Source organism: Sphingobium tyrosinilyticum, from assembly GCF_042654265.1.
In the GTDB taxonomy this organism is placed as follows: domain Bacteria; phylum Pseudomonadota; class Alphaproteobacteria; order Sphingomonadales; family Sphingomonadaceae; genus Sphingobium; species Sphingobium tyrosinilyticum.
The window spans coordinates 17,914-34,450 of sequence record NZ_JBHSFZ010000003.1 but is presented as its reverse complement, the minus strand read 5'-3'; the positions used below and the strand labels follow the sequence as shown (position 1 = coordinate 34,450).

20 protein-coding genes are annotated in these 16,537 nt (G+C 61.7%); 13 read left to right on the top strand and 7 right to left on the bottom strand.

Going from position 1 to position 16,537, the window contains the following annotated elements:
- The first annotated feature begins 77 nt into the window (after nt 1-77).
- The 4 genes from hslO to queE all read left to right on the top strand — a co-directional run bounded on the left by hslO (nt 78) and on the right by queE (nt 2,944).
- Nucleotides 78-986 carry an Hsp33 family molecular chaperone HslO gene (gene hslO / locus ACFO3E_RS01910; RefSeq protein ID WP_380802038.1) on the top strand — a complete coding sequence of 303 codons (909 nt, stop codon included), beginning with the start codon at nt 78-80 and terminating at the stop codon, nt 984-986.
- A gap of 102 nt (nt 987-1,088) precedes the next feature.
- On the top strand, nt 1,089-1,547 hold the full coding sequence (locus ACFO3E_RS01905) for a DUF3617 domain-containing protein (RefSeq protein WP_380802036.1): 459 nt from the start codon (nt 1,089-1,091) through the stop codon (nt 1,545-1,547).
- A gap of 44 nt (nt 1,548-1,591) precedes the next feature.
- On the top strand, nt 1,592-2,284 hold the full coding sequence (gene queC / locus ACFO3E_RS01900; RefSeq protein ID WP_380802034.1) for a 7-cyano-7-deazaguanine synthase QueC: 693 nt from the start codon (nt 1,592-1,594) through the stop codon (nt 2,282-2,284).
- Nucleotides 2,285-2,296: 12 nt separating this feature from the next.
- The gene (gene queE / locus ACFO3E_RS01895; RefSeq protein WP_380802032.1) at nt 2,297-2,944 is read left to right on the top strand and encodes a 7-carboxy-7-deazaguanine synthase; all 648 of its coding nucleotides are present in this window, start codon (nt 2,297-2,299) and stop codon (nt 2,942-2,944) included.
- Between the two features lie 202 nt (nt 2,945-3,146).
- Here the strand turns inward: queE and ACFO3E_RS01890 are convergent, their stop codons facing one another.
- The 3 genes from ACFO3E_RS01890 to lipB all read right to left on the bottom strand — a co-directional run bounded on the left by ACFO3E_RS01890 (nt 3,147) and on the right by lipB (nt 4,983).
- The gene (locus tag ACFO3E_RS01890) at nt 3,147-3,836 is read right to left on the bottom strand and encodes a hypothetical protein (protein ID WP_066527035.1); all 690 of its coding nucleotides are present in this window, start codon (nt 3,834-3,836) and stop codon (nt 3,147-3,149) included.
- Between the two features lie 93 nt (nt 3,837-3,929).
- Nucleotides 3,930-4,220: a hypothetical protein gene (locus tag ACFO3E_RS01885; RefSeq protein ID WP_066529155.1), complete on the bottom strand. Its 291-nt coding sequence runs from the start codon at nt 4,218-4,220 to the stop codon at nt 3,930-3,932.
- Nucleotides 4,221-4,278: 58 nt separating this feature from the next.
- Nucleotides 4,279-4,983 (bottom strand): lipoyl(octanoyl) transferase LipB, encoded by a 705-nt coding sequence (gene lipB, locus ACFO3E_RS01880; RefSeq protein ID WP_380802029.1) that lies wholly within the window; start codon nt 4,981-4,983, stop codon nt 4,279-4,281.
- A gap of 76 nt (nt 4,984-5,059) precedes the next feature.
- On the opposite strand from lipB, the gene ACFO3E_RS01875 reads away from it, so the two are divergent.
- On the top strand, nt 5,060-5,848 hold the full coding sequence (locus ACFO3E_RS01875) for a DUF7847 domain-containing protein (RefSeq protein ID WP_066527039.1): 789 nt from the start codon (nt 5,060-5,062) through the stop codon (nt 5,846-5,848).
- Here the strand turns inward: ACFO3E_RS01875 and ACFO3E_RS01870 are convergent.
- The 3 genes from ACFO3E_RS01870 to ACFO3E_RS01860 are packed head-to-tail and all read right to left on the bottom strand — an operon-like array spanning nt 5,830 to nt 7,752.
- The gene (locus ACFO3E_RS01870) at nt 5,830-6,429 is read right to left on the bottom strand and encodes a GNAT family N-acetyltransferase (RefSeq protein ID WP_380802026.1); all 600 of its coding nucleotides are present in this window, start codon (nt 6,427-6,429) and stop codon (nt 5,830-5,832) included. The two genes, ACFO3E_RS01875 and ACFO3E_RS01870, sit on opposite strands and share 19 nt — an antisense overlap.
- 4 nt (nt 6,430-6,433) lie before the next feature.
- Nucleotides 6,434-7,297, bottom strand: a complete 864-nt coding sequence (hemF, locus tag ACFO3E_RS01865; RefSeq protein WP_380802024.1) for an oxygen-dependent coproporphyrinogen oxidase — start codon at nt 7,295-7,297, stop codon at nt 6,434-6,436.
- Nucleotides 7,294-7,752, bottom strand: a complete 459-nt coding sequence (locus ACFO3E_RS01860; protein WP_066527045.1) for a tRNA (cytidine(34)-2'-O)-methyltransferase — start codon at nt 7,750-7,752, stop codon at nt 7,294-7,296. The genes hemF and ACFO3E_RS01860 overlap by 4 nt, the downstream gene beginning before the upstream one ends.
- Before the next feature lie 209 nt (nt 7,753-7,961).
- Between ACFO3E_RS01860 and petA the strand changes: the two genes are divergently transcribed.
- The 5 genes from petA (at nt 7,962) to ACFO3E_RS01835 (ending at nt 12,001) form a co-directional block, all read left to right on the top strand.
- Nucleotides 7,962-8,528, top strand: coding sequence for a ubiquinol-cytochrome c reductase iron-sulfur subunit (gene petA / locus ACFO3E_RS01855; protein WP_066527047.1), 567 nt, complete (start codon nt 7,962-7,964; stop codon nt 8,526-8,528).
- Nucleotides 8,529-8,539: 11 nt separating this feature from the next.
- Nucleotides 8,540-9,859 (top strand): cytochrome b, encoded by a 1,320-nt coding sequence (locus ACFO3E_RS01850; protein WP_380802021.1) that lies wholly within the window; start codon nt 8,540-8,542, stop codon nt 9,857-9,859.
- Nucleotides 9,860-9,876: 17 nt separating this feature from the next.
- Complete coding sequence (locus tag ACFO3E_RS01845) at nt 9,877-10,725, top strand: cytochrome c1 (protein ID WP_380802018.1); 849 nt, start codon at nt 9,877-9,879, stop codon at nt 10,723-10,725.
- An 83-nt stretch (nt 10,726-10,808) separates the two neighbouring features.
- A complete protein-coding gene (locus ACFO3E_RS01840) occupies nt 10,809-11,345 on the top strand; it encodes an adenine phosphoribosyltransferase (protein WP_380802016.1) in 537 nt (178 codons plus the stop codon).
- A gap of 11 nt (nt 11,346-11,356) precedes the next feature.
- Nucleotides 11,357-12,001 carry a 5'-methylthioadenosine/S-adenosylhomocysteine nucleosidase gene (locus ACFO3E_RS01835; RefSeq protein ID WP_066527059.1) on the top strand — a complete coding sequence of 215 codons (645 nt, stop codon included), beginning with the start codon at nt 11,357-11,359 and terminating at the stop codon, nt 11,999-12,001.
- Between the two features lie 471 nt (nt 12,002-12,472).
- On the opposite strand, the gene ACFO3E_RS01830 is transcribed toward ACFO3E_RS01835, so the two are convergent.
- The gene (locus tag ACFO3E_RS01830; RefSeq protein ID WP_380802014.1) at nt 12,473-12,727 is read right to left on the bottom strand and encodes a hypothetical protein; all 255 of its coding nucleotides are present in this window, start codon (nt 12,725-12,727) and stop codon (nt 12,473-12,475) included.
- A gap of 572 nt (nt 12,728-13,299) precedes the next feature.
- On the opposite strand from ACFO3E_RS01830, the gene ACFO3E_RS01825 reads away from it, so the two are divergent.
- The 3 genes from ACFO3E_RS01825 (at nt 13,300) to ACFO3E_RS01815 (ending at nt 16,522) form a co-directional block, all read left to right on the top strand.
- The gene (locus ACFO3E_RS01825) at nt 13,300-14,724 is read left to right on the top strand and encodes a glycosyltransferase family 2 protein (protein ID WP_380802011.1); all 1,425 of its coding nucleotides are present in this window, start codon (nt 13,300-13,302) and stop codon (nt 14,722-14,724) included.
- 121 nt (nt 14,725-14,845) lie between these two features.
- A complete protein-coding gene (locus tag ACFO3E_RS01820) occupies nt 14,846-15,568 on the top strand; it encodes a DUF5672 family protein (RefSeq protein ID WP_380802009.1) in 723 nt (240 codons plus the stop codon).
- Nucleotides 15,569-15,574: 6 nt separating this feature from the next.
- Nucleotides 15,575-16,522: a phytanoyl-CoA dioxygenase family protein gene (locus ACFO3E_RS01815; protein WP_380802007.1), complete on the top strand. Its 948-nt coding sequence runs from the start codon at nt 15,575-15,577 to the stop codon at nt 16,520-16,522.
- Nucleotides 16,523-16,537: the final 15 nt, after the last annotated feature.

The window sequence follows — 16,537 nt, the reverse complement described above, 5'->3', positions numbered from 1 at the left end:
ATGACGGTTCTTCGTAGGATTCTCGCGCCCGATGGATTTTTTACAATCGCCCTTTGCGGGGTTGAATGGAGCCTGACTTGAACTCGACTACTCATATCGACCAGGCCCTGGGTTTCACCATCCCCTCGCGCCATGCGCGCGGCCGCATCCTGCGCTTGGGCCCGGTGCTCGACGATGTGCTGGCCGCGCACAGCTACCCGCCCCCGATTGAGCGGCTGCTCGCCTCAGCGCTGGTTCTCGCGGCATTGCTCGGCTCCACGCTCAAGGATGTGGACGGACAGCTGACGCTCCAGGCGCAGACCGAAAATGGCGTCGTCAGACTGCTCGTCGCTGATTACAAGGGCGGCGAAGTGCGCGGTTATGCCAAGTTCGATGCCGATCGGCTGGCCGAACTTGGCCCCGATCCGACGCTGTTCGGCGTGTTCGGCAAGGGCTATCTGGCCATCACCTTCGACCAGGCGGTGACCGGCGAACGCTATCAAGGCATCGTGCCGCTCGACGGCGATTCGCTGGCTGATGCCGCGGAACATTATTTCTTCCAATCCGAACAGATCCCGAGCGTCGTGCAGATTGCTGTTCGTCACGAAGCTGACCAGGGCTGCTTTGCCGCAGGCATGATGCTCCAGCATTTGCCCGAGGGCGAGGTCGGCCGTGAACGGTTGCACACCCGGCATGATCATCCCGAATGGGAACATGTGCAGGCGCTGGCCGTGACCCTCAAGGACGAGGAACTGACCGACGAAGCCCTGCCGCTAACCGACATCGTCTGGCGCCTGTTCCATGAGGAAGAGGCGGTGCGCGTCACCGAACCTGTTGACCTGACCAAGGGTTGCCGCTGCGACCTTGCCCATATCCGCAGCGTCATCGGCCGCTTCCCGGCGGAAGAACGTGCGCAGATGGCCGATGAGCAGGGCGTCATCGGGGTCGATTGCGCCTTTTGCTCGCGACTCTTCCCGGTTTCGCTGGACAGCTTCGTGCAAGGCTGACAGGAATTTATTGCGATTTCGGAACAGCTTGATGCGTCTGCGGGGGCTGGCGTTATCAAATAGCCGTGATGAGGTGTATGGAGGCTAGGGAAGCTACCATGCATGCGGCAAGCCGCTCCGGAGTTCGCGATGAAAGACGGGGGCTATCGAATGACGACAGGTCTGCACGCCTTGCGCGTGGCCGTTACGATGCTGATCGCCGCATCTCCGACCGCGTCCCAGGCACTCTCCGCGCCACCGCTCAAGGGGCTTGAGCCGGGCGAATGGGAATTGCGTGAACGGCCGGACGAAGGGGAAAGGGGCGGCGTCCGCAATATCTGCCTTGCTGACATGCGCCAGTTGATCCAGCTACGCCATGCCCGCAACAGCTGCAAAAGGCTGACGGTGGACGAAAGCGCGAAACGGCTGGCGATCAGCTATGACTGCGCCGGCGCGGGCGGAGGACGCACTGACATCCGGATCGAAACGCCGCGTCTGGTGCAAATCCGTTCGCAGGGCGTGGCCGACGGCGCGCCTTTCTCCTTCAGCATGGAAGCGCGGCGGATCGGCGCCTGTCACTGACCCGACGACTTGCGCCGAGCCGTTAGGGGCGGTAGCGCGGGCCTATGGCTGCCAATAAAGGGAAATTCGCTGTCGTCCTGTTGTCGGGCGGGCTCGACTCGATGGTCGCGGGCGGGCTCGCCCGCGAGGCGGGCTATCATGTCGTCGCGCTGACGATCGATTATAACCAGCGGCATCGTGTCGAACTGAGCGCGGCGGCCCGTGTCGCCTCGGCACTGGGCGCGATCCGCCACATCGTCCTGCCGCTCGATCTTACCGCTTTCGGCGGCTCTGCGCTGACGGCGGACATGTCAGTGCCCAAGGGCGGCGTCGGCGCGGGAATCCCCAACACCTACGTACCCGCTCGTAACACCATCTTCCTGTCGCTGACGCTCGGTCTTGCCGAAGTGTCGGGCGCCAATGACGTCTTCATCGGCGTCAACGCCCTCGATTATTCGGGCTATCCCGACTGTCGGCCAGAATTTATCGACGCCTTTCAGAAGATGGCCGCGCTCGCGACCAAGGCCGGGGTGGAAGGACATCCTATCCGCATCAATGCGCCGCTCCAGCATATGAGCAAGGCCGATATCGTCCGCGAAGCCCATCGCCTGGGCCTCGATGCCGGGATCAGCTGGTCCTGCTATGATCCTGCCCCGAACGATCAGCATTGCGGCCTGTGCGACAGCTGCCGCCTGCGGTCCAAGGGGTTCGAGGAGGCTGGCCTGCCCGATCCCACCCGCTATGCGGCAAGGCCGTAAGGGGCAGGGCGGATGACCTATGCCGTCAAGGAAATGTTCCTGACCCTTCAGGGCGAAGGAGTGCATAGCGGCCGCCGCGCCGTCTTCCTGCGCTTTGCCGGATGCAATCTCTGGACCGGCCGGGAAGAGGACCGGCGCAAGGCTGTTTGTCAGTTCTGCGACACCGACTTCGTCGGCACCGATGGCGATGGCGGGGGCAAGTTCGCCGATGCTGCATCGCTGGCCGATGCTGCGCTCGCTTTCTGGGGTGAAGGGGAGGAGGGGCGCTATATCGTCCTCACCGGCGGCGAGCCGATGCTGCAGATCGATGACGCCCTAATCGACGCCCTCCATGCCCGCAGCTTCACGATCGCGATCGAAAGCAACGGCACCATCGCCGCGCATCCGGCTATCGATTGGGTCTGCATCAGCCCCAAGGCGGGCAGCGAGGTCGTTCAGCGTAGCGGCAATGAACTCAAGCTGGTCTGGCCGCAGCCGGGCGCAGGGCACAGCCTCGCCGATGTGCAGGCGATGGAAGGCTGGGCCTTCGATCATCTGCTGATCCAGCCGCTCGACGACCCGAACGCCAACGCCAACATGCAGGCCGCCATCGACCTGGTGATGGCCCGCCCGCGCTGGCGCCTAAGCCTTCAATCCCACAAATATCTCGGGCTGCGCTGAAGCCCGCCTGTCCCCGACCTCCGTTCGTTTCGAGCGAAGTCGAGAAACAATATGCAGGTGGACGGTGGTTGAAGAACCACGCAAATGGCCCGAAGCACACCCCGTTCGGGCTGAGCCTGTCGAAGCCCTTCACCACCTCAAGAGAAGAAAAGCCCTTCCACTTCCAACAGCGAGAACGGAGGTAAGGTTTAAGGCGCGGTCCTTACTGCGCCCCAACCTGCTGATTATACGCCACTTGGCATTCCGGCCGCAGCTTGTCCTTCTTCCAGCATTTCTTGTCGAAGGAAGGCAGGACCAGCGAATAGCTCCGCCCCGGATCGCCGTAAAATTGCTCGCCCGCCAGCACCAGCGACTTCTTGATCGAGCCAAGTCCGGTGCGCGCGACATCATGGAGCGAGCCGCGATTGGCGAAGATCGCCTGGCGTCCGACCAGCGCCGCCGCCTGGCAGAAACCGCGCTGCGCCTGCACCGTTGAATAGCCCGAATAGATGCGCGTGCCATATTGGTCCGCCGCCGCCTGGCCCGGCTTGCCCTTGCCCACCGTCCGCTGGAAATAGCCCAGCAGCGCCGCCTGCGCCGCGTCCAGTTCGGCGTCATGGTGCGCGATCATTGCATTATAGTTGCTGATCGACAGCAGCGTCGGCTCAAACTGGCACTGCAGCGCCGCGACGTTCAGCGCCGCGCGCAGGTTCCACACCAGCCCGGCGCGGATTTCCTCCGCCGTGGCGCCCGGTAGGCCCAACGCCGTCGCGGCTTCCGCATCGGTCAGCGGCGGCGTGGAGAAATCAGGCGGCGACCAGAAGAATTGGGCGGCGGCCGGCTGCGCAATGATGGGCGCGGCGGCTAGCATCAGCCCGGAAACGATCCGGCGCAGGGTGGAACAGGATGTCATGGCTTCCCCTTTGTGAACGACGATCGAGCAGGCTTTCTGTTATGATATGCCTTGTCCGCGGCGCCTGTATTGCGCCTGAACGCCTTGCTCCTTCTATTGATCCGACAGCACTTCCGTCTCGCCCGGCGTGGCGTTGGCCGCCGGTTCCGGCTTGGGCGCGGCGGCGGCGCTGTTATTTCCCCCAGCGGACGGCAAAGACGCGGCGGGCACTTCGCTCTGCACGCCGTCCAAGTCCGTCATGGCGTCGGTGGTAGTGCCGTCCACGACCTCCAGATCCTTCATCTGCACCGCGTTGCTGCTCTTGTCGTCCTTGCCGCACCCCGCCAGAGCCGCGCAGCCCGCCAGCAACAGGGCGGTAAAGATCATCCTTGCGTTGCCACGCATCCGGGTCTCCCAAACATCCTCAAGCCCGGCGGCCCCCCACCCGGCGAAAGCGCAGACCCTAGCCGCCAGTCCCGCATTGCTCAACCCCCGCGCCGCAGCGCCGCAATTGGCTGAGAAAAGCTGGAAAATGCGCCTCAAGCGCGGCGTCCAAAGCAGCCATCGACGCTGTCTTCCCCAGCGCCGCAAGGCTGGTGACCGGATATTCCGCCAGCCCGCACGGCACAATGCCCCCGAAATGCGACAGATCGGGGTCCACATTGATCGAGAATCCATGCAGCGTCACCCAGCGCCGCACTCGGATGCCGAGCGCGCCGATCTTCGCCTCGCGCCCGTCAAGATCGTCAGTCCAGATGCCGATCCGCCCGTCGGCCCGCCGCGCCGCGACGCCCAGATCCGCCAGCGCATCGATCATCCACCCTTCCAGATGATGGACGAAGTTGCGCACATCCTTGCCCCGCTCCCGCAGGTCGATGTTGAGATAGCCGATCCGCTGCCCCGGCCCATGATAGGTATAGCGTCCTCCGCGCCCCGCCTCATGGACCGGAAAGCGCGGGTCGATCAGTTCCGCGGGATGGGCGCTCGTCCCCGCGGTATAAAGCGGCGGATGTTCGAGCAGCCAGACGCGCTCGCGCGCCTCGCCTTCGAAGATCGCCATCGCCCGCGCCTCCATGTCGGCAAGCGCGGCCGGATAATCGACCGGCGCGGAATCCACTCGCCATTCAATCTGCTGAGCGCCGGCAGGAGTGGGAGAGGGCGATGACATGGCGCTTCCTTGACTTGGGCGAGGGGAGCGATCAAGTCTCCTCCGCGATTTTCCGCACGATAACTAAGGCGAAGATATGACGGTGATGTCGATCGGCAAGGCATGGGAAGAAGCGGTCGCCTTCGTCGCGCGCGAACGCAGCCTGCTGTTCCCGGTCGCCCTGCTGTTCGTCGCGCTGCCCGGCCTCATCCTTCAGGAAATGACCCCGCCGGAACTCGCCAATTGGACCATGGAGAAAGGCGCTTTGCCCGACGTTCCATTCAGCTTCGGGCTGTCCATGCTGATCGGCGTCATCATCATCTGGTTCGGCTCGCTCGCCCTGTTCGCGCTGGCGCTGCGGCCGGGGATCAGCGTCGGCGAAGCGCTGCGCTTGAGCCTCTCCCGCTTGCCCGTTCTGCTGGGCACGGCGCTCACAGTGGTCGGCGTGCTGCTGGGCGTCGCGATCGTCGGGATGATCATCGTGGTCGCCATCTCGTTCGTCGCCAAGGCCGCAAGCGCTGCGCTGGCCATGCTGCTGGGCCTTGGTCTGGGCGGCGTGATGCTGTTCGGCAGCGTCCGCCTGCTGTTGCTCAATCCTGTCGTGATCGATGGCAAGGAAGGGGTCTCCGCCTCGCTGCGGCATAGCTGGGCGCTGACCCGCGGCCATTTCTGGCGACTGCTTGGCTTCATCCTGGTGCTGACGCTGCTGTCAGCCATCGTCGGGTCGGCGGCGCAGGTGATCTTCGGCCTGGTCGGACGCCTCGTCGCAGGAGCGGAGGGCGCGCGTCTCACCGGCGGGATCGCGGCGGCCGTCGTGTCAACGGTGGTGCAAGTCTATATGCTGGTGATGCTCGCCCGCCTCTACCGTCAGGCCGAGGCCGGCTGACCCAGCACCGGCACATGCGGCGCGGCGTCCCGGCTTAGCAGCCCAGTCAGGCGCGGGTCGGGAAAGACCTCCACCTCGCGCCTGAACGGCACGAACCCCGCTTGCCTGTAGAAACCAAGCGCCCCCGGACTGTCCAGCGTGCAGCTATGCACCCAGAAACGGCGTACATCCTTGCGCCAGGCGAGCGACTTTGCCTGCGCCATCAGCCATTTGCCGAATCCCCTGCCGGTAAGTTCAGGAATGAAGCCGAGGAAGCTCAGTTCACAGTCGGGCAGGGTGCGGAAATCCAGCTCCAGCAAGCCCACTTCCACGCCGCGCGGGTCGGTGACGGCGAATATCTGGACCGCAGGATCATGAATGATCGCGGACAGTTCCTTGTCGCTCATCACCAGGCGTGAGAACCATAGCCACGGCTCCCCCACGCGCCGGAACAGTGCGCGATAAGCGTCCGGAGCAGGTTGCTTCCACGGTACGAGTCGCAGCGGCGCGGGCGGGATAGGCGCTGGCTTCGGCCGCTCCACCATCTCCAGATGCGTGACGATCGTCGCGATCTGGTCATTGGCGACGGGCGTCAGGCCCACGGCCTCAGCTCCAGCTCGCCATCGGCGGGAGGCTCATCAATATGGCGTCGATATTGCCCCCGGTCTTGAGGCCAAACAGCGTGCCCCGGTCATGCACCAGGTTGAACTCCGCATAGCGGCCGCGCCATTCCAGCATCGTCCGGTAATCTTCATCCGCCCAGCTTTCGCCCATCCGCCGCCGCACGATCGGCGGAAAGGCTTTCAGGAACGCGTCACCGACCGCGCGAGTGAAGGCGAAATTCGCCTCGAACCCAGCGTCATCCGTACATTCCAGATGATCGTAGAAAATGCCTCCGACGCCGCGATGAACGCCCCGGTGCGGGATGAAGAAATAGTCGTCGGCCCAAGCCTTGAAGCGGGGATAATAGTCCGCATCATGCGCGTCGCAGGCTGCCTGCAGCTCGGCATGAAAATGCGCCGTATCCTCTTCGCGCGGGAGAGGGGGGTTGAGGTCCGCCCCGCCGCCGAACCAGCTTTTGGACGTAACCAGATAGCGCGTGTTCATGTGGACGGCGGGCACATGCGGATTGGCCATATGCGCGACCAGGCTGATTCCGGTGGCGAAGAAGGCGGGGCTTTCGTCGGCGCCATGAATGGTCTTTGCGAACTCGGGCGCGAACTCCCCCGCGACGGTCGAGACATTGACGCCGACCTTCTCGAAAATTTTGCCTTTCATGACGCCGCGCACGCCCCCGCCGCCTTCGCCGGGCGTCAGGCCGGCCGCTTCGCGGTCCCACGGCGTATAGATGAAGGAGGCATCGCTTCCCGCCTCCCGCTCGATAGCCTCGAATTCAGCGCAAATGCGGTTGCGCAGTGATTCGAACCAGGTGCGGGCAGCTTGCTGCTTGGGGTCGAGAGAAAGGGTCATTGCGGAAATTGTCCAGTCTGGCGAAGAGCTTCTGCGACGGCGATGCCCGTCGAAACGGCGATGTTCAAGGATCGGAAGCCCGGCGCCATCGGGATTCGTACGCGCAGGTCCGCCATATCGCGCACGGCATCCGGCACGCCCGCGCTTTCCGACCCCATCAGCAATATGTCGTCGCCCTGGAAATTCACCTCGGGCAGGGGGTGGGACGCATGACTGCTCATCAGCACCAGGCGGCGGCCCTGTGCACGGCGAAGCTCGTCAAATGCCTGGAAATTCGAGTGCCGGGTCACCTCGGCCGCCGCGCCATAGTCCATAGCCGCGCGCTTCAGCCGGGCGTCTGAAAAGGCGAATCCCATCGGCATGATGATGTCCACAGGCACGGAAAAACAGGCGGCAAGGCGCAATATGGCGCCGACATTCCCCGCGATCTCGGGTTGGTAAAGGGCAATACGCATGGCCCGCCCATAATGCAGCAGGGCAAATTGTCATAGGCTTGGCCAAATTGCTGTTGGCAAAGAGTGCATCCTGGGTCTATCAGGCCCGCGAACCACGCCAGGGGGAAAGGCGGGGCCCATATTCTATGGGCGCGCAAATCCCCTGATAACCAGGGCCGGCGACGGCAATGCGGCGGGTAACAGGGACGTCTTTGCAAGGGTTGAGGTGCATGGCGAGCGTTGAACATACGGACAGCCAAGGTCTATCCGGCGAAGGTGGAGTGCGCCGTCGCGACTTCATCAACATCGCCGCAGTAAGCTTCGCGGGGGTCGGTGCTGTCGCCGTCGTCATTCCGCTCGTCGATCAGATGAACCCCAGCGCCGACGTGCTGGCGCTCGCTTCGACCGAGGTCGATCTGTCGGCGATCCAGCCGGGTCAGGCGATCAAGACGACCTTCCGCTCGCAGCCGCTTTTCGTCCGTCACCTGACGGACAAGGAAATCGCTGAAGCCGACAAGGTTGACGTATCCAGCCTGCGCGATCCGCAGACGCTGGAAGAGCGCACCGTGGACGGCAAGAAGCAGTGGCTGATCACCATGGGCGTGTGCACCCATCTGGGCTGCGTCCCGCTGGGCGCAGGCGAGGGTGAAAATCGTGGCGAGTTTGGCGGCTATTTCTGCCCCTGCCACGGTTCGTCGTACGACACGGCTGCTCGCATCCGCAAAGGCCCCGCGCCTAAGAACCTGGAAGTGCCGAAGTTCAGCTTCACTTCCGACACTGCCATTCTCGTAGGCTGAGGTAAGAAACCATGAGCTTTCCCTGGGCTGAGCATTATACTCCCAAGCATCCCGCGATGCAGTGGCTCGACGAGAAGCTGCCGCTTCCGCGCCTCGTCTATAACGCCATCGGCGCCGGCTATCCGGTCCCGCGCAACCTCAACTATTTCTGGAACTTCGGTGTTCTGGCCGGCCTCGCGCTGGTGATCCAGATCGTCACCGGCGTGATCATGGCGATGCACTATGGCGCCAACACGCTGGTCGCGTTTGGCACCGTCGAACAGACGATGCGTGACGTGAACGCGGGCTGGCTGATGCGTTACGCGCACGCCAACGGCGCCAGCTTCTTCTTCATCGTCGTCTATCTCCACATCTTCCGCGGCCTTTTCTACGGTTCCTACAAGGCGCCGCGCGAAATGGTCTGGCTGCTCGGCCTCGTTATCTTCCTCCTCATGATGGCCACCGCCTTCATGGGCTATGTGCTTCCCTGGGGGCAGATGTCCTATTGGGGCGCGAAGGTGATCACCGGCCTGTTCGGCGCGATTCCGGTGGTGGGTGAGCCGATCCAGACCTGGCTGCTCGGCGGCTTTGCTCCTGGCAATGCGTCGCTCAACCGCTTCTTCTCGCTGCACTTCCTGCTGCCCTTCGTGATCGCGGCCGTCGTCATCCTGCACATCTGGGCGCTCCACATTCCGGGCTCGTCGAACCCGACCGGCGTGGAAGTGAAGGGGCCGCAGGACACTGTTCCGTTCCATCCTTACTACACGGCGAAGGACGGCTTCGGGGCGGGCGTGTTCCTGATCCTCTTCTCGATCCTGCTGTTCTTTGCGCCGAACTATCTCGGCCACCCGGACAACTATATCGAGGCGAACCCGCTTTCGACGCCTGCCCACATCGTGCCTGAATGGTATTTCTGGCCCTTCTACGCGATCCTGCGTGCGTTCACCGTGGACTTCTTCTTCGTCCCGGCGAAGCTGCTCGGCGTGCTGGCGATGTTCAGCGCCATCCTGATGCTCTTCTTCCTGCCCTGGCTGGATACCTCGCCGGTGCGTTCGGGCAATTATCGCCCGACCTTCAAGAAGTTCTTCTGGATCCTGATCGTCGATGTGCTGGTCCTGGGCTATTGCGGCGGTGCGCCGGCGGAGGAGCCCTATGTGATGATCTCTCAGATTGCGGGCGCCTATTATTTCGCCCACTTCCTGATCATCCTGCCGCTGATCTCGCGCTTTGAACGGCCGCTGCCGCTGCCGGGCTCGATCACGGAATCGGTGCTCAACCGCTATAACATCAAGGGCGAACAGGATGCGCTTCCCGGCATGGGCGCGGATCCGCAGCCGTCGAACGCCGGCTAAAAGGGGACAAGATCAACATGGTTCGCATCGGCGCATTTCTCGTCGGCCTCTTCTTTGCTGGCTGGCTGCTGATCTCCTTCCTTGTGGGCGCTGTGGCCTATGTCTCCGAACCGCCTGCCAAGACGGTGGAGCATGAATTCCACAAGCATCCTAAGGATGTGGATTTCTCTTTCAACGGTCCCTTCGGCAAGTTCGACCAGGCGCAGCTGCAGCGCGGCTTCCAGGTTTTCAAGGAAGTCTGCTCGGCCTGCCACAGCCTGAAGTTCGTTGCTTTCCGCGACCTCAAGGCCCTTGGATACAATGAGGCGGAGATCAAGGCGATCGCCAAGCAGTGGGCGATCAAGACCCCCGACGTTGATCCCAAGACCGGCGAGGCTTCGAGCCGTGAACCGGTTCCGGCGGATTATTTCCCTAAGCCCTTCGCGAATAATGTCGCGGCGGCTGCGGCGAACAACAATGCGATCCCGCCGGACCTTTCGCTGATGACCAAGGCGCGTCACGATGGCTCCGCTTATGTCTATTCACTGATTACCGGTTATCAGAAGCAGCCCGAGGAATTGCTGAAGCACTTCCCCGACGCCAAGACGCCGGAGGGGCTGCACTACAACCCCTATTTCGCTAACCTAAACCTGGCGATGGCGCCGCCGCTGACGGCTGATGGCCAGGTGACCTATGGCGACGGCACCAAGGCGACCGTGGATCAGATGGCGAAGGACGTTGCGGCTTTCCTGACTTGGACGGCCGAGCCGAAGCTTGAAAACCGCCGCCGCGCGGGTCTGGCGACGATCGTTTTCCTGCTGATCGCGACCGCTCTGGCCTATATGTCCTACCAGAATATCTGGGCGGACAAGAAGAAGGCGGCCTGATCGCCGCTTCGGACAAGCCGATGAAGATAGAAGGGGCGCGGTTTCATGACGGAACCGCGCCCTTTTTCTTGTAAGGGGTTTCGATGAGCATCGATGATCTTGCCGCGTTGGTACGGACCATTCCCGACTTCCCCAAGCCGGGCATCGAGTTCCGCGACATCACCACCCTGCTTGCCGACCCGGCGGGTTTTTCCGAGCTGATCCGCCGCTTGGCCGACATTGCGCGCCCGCTCGACGCTGACCTCGTCGCCGGAATCGAAGCGCGAGGCTTCATTCTGGGCGCTGCTCTTGCGCAGGCGCTCGGCTTGGGCTTCGTGCCCATCCGCAAGGCGGGGAAGCTGCCGGGGAAGAAGGTCGGCATCGACTATGTCCTTGAATATGGGACCGACCGCCTTGAAATGCATGAAGGACAAGTAAAGCAGGGCGCCCGCGTCCTCTTGGTCGATGACCTCATCGCCACCGGCGGTACAGCCCTCGCCGCCGCGCAATTGCTCCGGGAGCAGGCCGCCACCGTCCTCCTGGCCCTCTTCGCCATCGACCTCCCCGACCTCGGCGGCCGGTCGGCATTGGAAGCCGATGGCATCGCTACCGCGGCTCTTCTCGAATTCGCCGGTAATTGACCATTGCATTGATGCGTTTCCCACCGCCCCAAGCCCGCTGCGAGACAATCGCCGGAAAGCGCGTCCTGTTCGTCATGGCGATCGAGGACGAATATGGTCCGCATCTTCAATCCCGCTTCACCCCGCTGATGACCGGCGTCGGCCCGGTGGAAGCCGCAATGTCGGCCAGTCTGGCGCTTCAGCACCTTCACCAGCATGACGCCCTGCCAGATTTGGCCGTGTCGCTCGGATCCGCAGGATCGCGCACTTGCCAACTGGGTGAGGTCTATCAAGTCGCCAGCGTCTCCTGGCGCGACATGGACGCCTCTCGCCTCGGCTTCACGAAGGGCGTGACGCCGTTCCTGGATCACCCTGTAGATCTGCCGCTCCACACCCCGCTCGCATTGCCCACGGCGCGTCTTTCGACCGGCGCCAACATCGTCGGCGGCGATGAGTATGCGCTGATCGACGCCGATATGGTCGATATGGAAACCTTCGCCATAGCGCGCGCCTGCCAGCGCTTTGCAGTCCCACTGATGGGGCTGCGCGGCATATCCGACGGTCCTGGCGAATTAGACGACATGCTGGGCTGGACCCAACTGCTCACGCTACTCGACGAAAGGCTGGCGATCGCAGTGGATTCCCTGGCCGACGCTTTGGACCCACTTAGCCGCTGAACTGCTGTATACACATCGCCGATCCAATAAACCTCGCGAGCCGATTACTTGAGGGGGCGTTATTGGGGTCACGGAAAGGATTGAACTTGCGACCCCTGCGATGTCAACACAAGGACTGATCGCGATTTCTGGCCCATTTTTAATGCTTTTGGCAAAGTCAGCGGGGGCGCTTGCCCAGAATATGCCCAATGGGGTCATGGAAATTGCCTCCTTAGTGGAGAGTCGCATTGTTGCCGGGGATAATCAATCGGATTGCATGAATATGGGTTTGATCGCTTGGCGGCCCAGACCGCCCGATTCCGACCAAATGACGTCATGGAAGTTGCGGGTGGATCGATCCCCTGCCTGACCGGCGCGGGACCGGCCCCCCCTCCAGCTTGGAGCCGCAGCTTTAAAGTTTACAGCTTCCCTGTAACCGAATCTCGATTGGTTGCGTGATTTCTAACTATTCTCGCTGGTCTATACTCGATCTCACACGTCAGGCGGCGTGGCCAGGGCTCGCTGTACCGCCTGCTCCATCGTTGCGATCTCGGCCTCGGTCAATTCGTCGTAACGATCGCGTTTGCTGTTGGAAAGCCGTCCACCATTCTGAAGCATCAGACGGATCAGCAGCGCGGCGCGGCCGTCCGACATATCGACAATCGCGCACTCCCGAGTTGGGCGCGCCGCCAGCTTCTGACGCCTCGACGTGTGGACATTTTGGTCTGAGCGTCGTGGCGATGTCAACACAGGACGTGCAAGGTAGAATACTGATAATCCCCCTTTTTGAATCTCATGACTAAACAACATACGGCGAACTTACCTTGACTTTTAGCGGTTCACACGCAAGTTTCGCGCGAGCTTTTGCCCTCGATCAAGCTATGTGTTGACGTCTTTCCCCCTCGATGGGTGGCGCGTAACTGAGCCGCTGGGGCAGGCAGGCCGCCAGTGGCCATCCGCTTGGTCAATATGGGCACATCCTTCACGTCGAATTTCCGAGCATCCGCTTATAGGAAAACATCACCGGAACGCTGCGCGTTCATCAAGTTGGTACCATTGAAGTGATTATGGGCGTGCCGCTTTTCCTTTGTCGATTGCCCCCAATCCGCTAAGCGCGAAGGGTCATGAAATCGGCTAAGACAGACCCCCATTCCTTGAGGCGTGCAGGATTGTGGCTGACCCTTTCTGCCCATTCCGACGCCTTTTTTTCATCCCCTCGCGTCTATCTCGGAGCCCTATGGTGGCGCCTTCGCCGTAAGAGGCTGCGCTCCCGCAGCCAGTTTGCCCGTTTGCTAGGACATTCGAGAAGGGCTTATGACTTGTGGCTGTTGCAGGAACATGGCACGCCGCTCACCAGGGGGGGCATCGGAGCCGCACCGCCCATTATAGCCTTGATCGATGGCAGCGCAGGGCAGGGGGAGCTACAAGAAACGCTGAGTAGCTTGGAGGCAGAAGGCATAGCAGCGCTGCTGGTCGATGGAGATCATCCGTCCGCAGCGGACGAAATAGCCCGGCAGATCGATTGGAGTCAGGATCCATGGCTGATGCCGATTGCGGCAGGAGACAGTGTCGCGCCGGGAACGGCGGCAACCTACCGCAAGGCGATCTCTGGGACAGAAGCCCAACTCATTTATGCCGATGACGATCTGCTGGACAAGGCGCGTCGGCGTGTTTCGCCTCACTTCAAGCCGGATTGGAACAGCGAGTTATTTCGCCATTTCGACTATCTGTCAGGCGCCTGCATCCTGCGGAGCGCGAGCCAGGACATAGCAGCTCTGGCATCGACGAAGGACTGGGGTCGTGAACTTGTCCTGCGTGCGGTACGAAAAAGCGCGCCGCTACATGTCCGCAAAGTGCTGCATCATCGCCGGAAGCGTCCCAGGCCGGAGGCGGCTGCCCTTGCTTCCGTTCAGGCGGGCAATTTATCACCTGTCACCGTTATCGTTCCGACGCGCAATCGCTTGGACTTGCTGAAAACATGCCTCCGGGGCGTCGCAGCGACGGATTACCCCGACATTGAGGTGATCGTTGTCGATAATGACAGCGACGATCCCGCCACGCTGGAATTTTTGTCTCAGCTTGATCCCGGACGCCATCGCGTTTTGCGGCATGCAGGCGCGTTCAACTATTCTGCGATCAATAATCGCGCCGTTGCAGCGGCGCGAGGGCAGCTGTTATGTCTGCTGAACAACGACATCGAGGTGATAGAGCCGGGCTGGCTTGCCACGATGGCGGCTCAGGCCATGCGCGACGATGTCGGCGCGGTGGGCGCGCAGCTTCTCTATCCGGATGGCCGTATTCAGCATGCGGGGGTGGTGATTGGCATGGGCGGAGCGGCGGGACATGCCCATCGCTTCCTCCACCCGAAGGAAGAGGGCTATTTCCGGCGGCATGCGCTGCCGCAATTTACTTCGGCCGTTACCGCAGCATGCCTGGTGGTAAAACGGGATCGCTTCCTCGCCGTGGGGGGCTTGGACGAGCGGCATTTCTCGGTCGCTTTCAATGATGTGGACCTTTGCATGCGATTGAACCGACAGGGTTGGCAATCGCTTTACGAGCCGCGCGCCACGCTGATCCACCATGAGTCAGTCTCGCGCGGCTTAGATCGCGATCCTGTGGGAGCCGCGCGCTTAGCCACGGAATTGGCGGCGCTCCAGCTGCGGTGGGGCACGCAGAAGACGATTGATCCATTTCATCATCCTGAGCTGAGCCGCGCCAGCGAACAATTTGTAATAAAGCTTTAACACGCGTATGATGGCTCAGTGTAAGACCGCTCGCTCCGCCCGCCTTGCCCTGCCGCAGGTGACCCTGTGCGCAGCAACATCCGTGAATGTGACGGCGACAGTGTGGGCGCTGGAGGCAAGCTTGGCTCAAATCGATTTTGCTGCCTGCAAGCTTTTCACCGATGCGCCCATCAAGCCTGAGAATTCCGCCATTTCGGTCGTGCCGATCACCCGGCTCGGCTCATCTGCGGCCTATTCGGAATTTCTCCTGTCGCAGATGGTGGATCATGTCGTCACATCTCATTGCCTGGTTGCGCAATGGGATGGCCATGTGCTCGACGCGGCGCGGTGGCGGCCCGAATTTCTCGATTATGACTATATCGGGGCGACCTGGCCGCAGTTCGACGATGGCCATGATGTCGGCAATGGTGGATTCTCCCTGCGCAGCCGGCGGCTGATGGAGGCCTGTCGCGACCCGCAATTCAAAGCCGTGCATCCCGAAGATATCGCCATTGGCCGAACCAATCGTAGCTGGCTGGAGGGGAGGGGGATGCGCTTTGCGCCGCCCGAGCTGGCGGACCTGTTTGCGACCGAGCGAGGCGGCGACCTGCAAACCAGCTTTGGCTATCATGGTGTATGGAACATGCCCCGCGCCATCGGGGTGGAGGCGTTCTGGCGCGTGTTTCGTGAGCTTGATGACCGCGCCACGGTAAGCCATGATTTTTCAAGCATCCTGAACGATGTCAGGCATGGCCGCAGCGGGCAGTTGCGCATGGTTCGAATGATCGCCAACCATATCAAATATCGCCTTGGCAGGGCAAAAGGCGATAGCCTCACCTCAGAATCATCCGACAGAAAGGCTTGATGGGCAGTGTCCAATCTTTTTCCTGGTATGCCGCTGATCGAATCTCCCTTGTTTCCTTCGATCAAGGCATCTCGAGGACTGACTGCCGAGGAAGATCGGATTGCCACCAGCCTCTACGAAAAGGGCTATGCCGTATTCGAGTTTCCAGATGCCGAGCTGGATGCCCGGATTGAGCGCATCAAGAGCAACCTGTCGCCACGCTACGGCATTGATTTTACCGACCCGCATGGCGACAAGACGACAGGTGAACGTCGCATCCAGGATGCGTGGATGTTCGATGAGGATGTGCGTGCCGTTGCTACGAACGAGAACGTCCTGGACCTGCTCAGCAAGCTCTATGGCCGTCGGGCCTTCCCCTTCCAGACGCTGAATTTCCCGGTCGGAACGCAGCAGGAAGCCCACTCGGACTCCGTGCATTTCTCCAGTATGCCCGAGCGCTTCATGTGCGGGGTATGGCTGGCGATGGAGGATATCGGACCCGATTCAGGGCCGCTCTTTTATTATCCCGGGTCGCATCGCTGGCCGATCGTGACCAACGGCCTGATCGGACGCCGCGGCTATGGCAGCGAACTGCGCTCGGCGCAGGATCCCTATGGCCCAGCATGGCGCGCGCTGTGCGATGCGCATGGCGCTCAGGAGGAGACTTTCTTCGCAGGCAAGGGCCAGGCGCTGATCTGGTGCGCGAACCTACTGCACGGCGGCAGCCGGCAAAATAATCCTAGCCTCACCCGCTGGTCCCAGGTCACGCACTATTATTTCGACGATTGCATTTATTATACGCCGGCCTTTTCCGATGAGGCGGTGGGGCGGCTTGACTTGCGGAATTTGGTGTCGATCAGCGATGGCGAACGCCGCCCGAACCGATATCTGGGGGAGGAGGTTCAGGAGAAGCCCTCTGCTGACATCGATAAAAAACGCTTGTTTACTAAACAGCTGAGAAAATTGTTCAGATAATACTTCAAATATAAA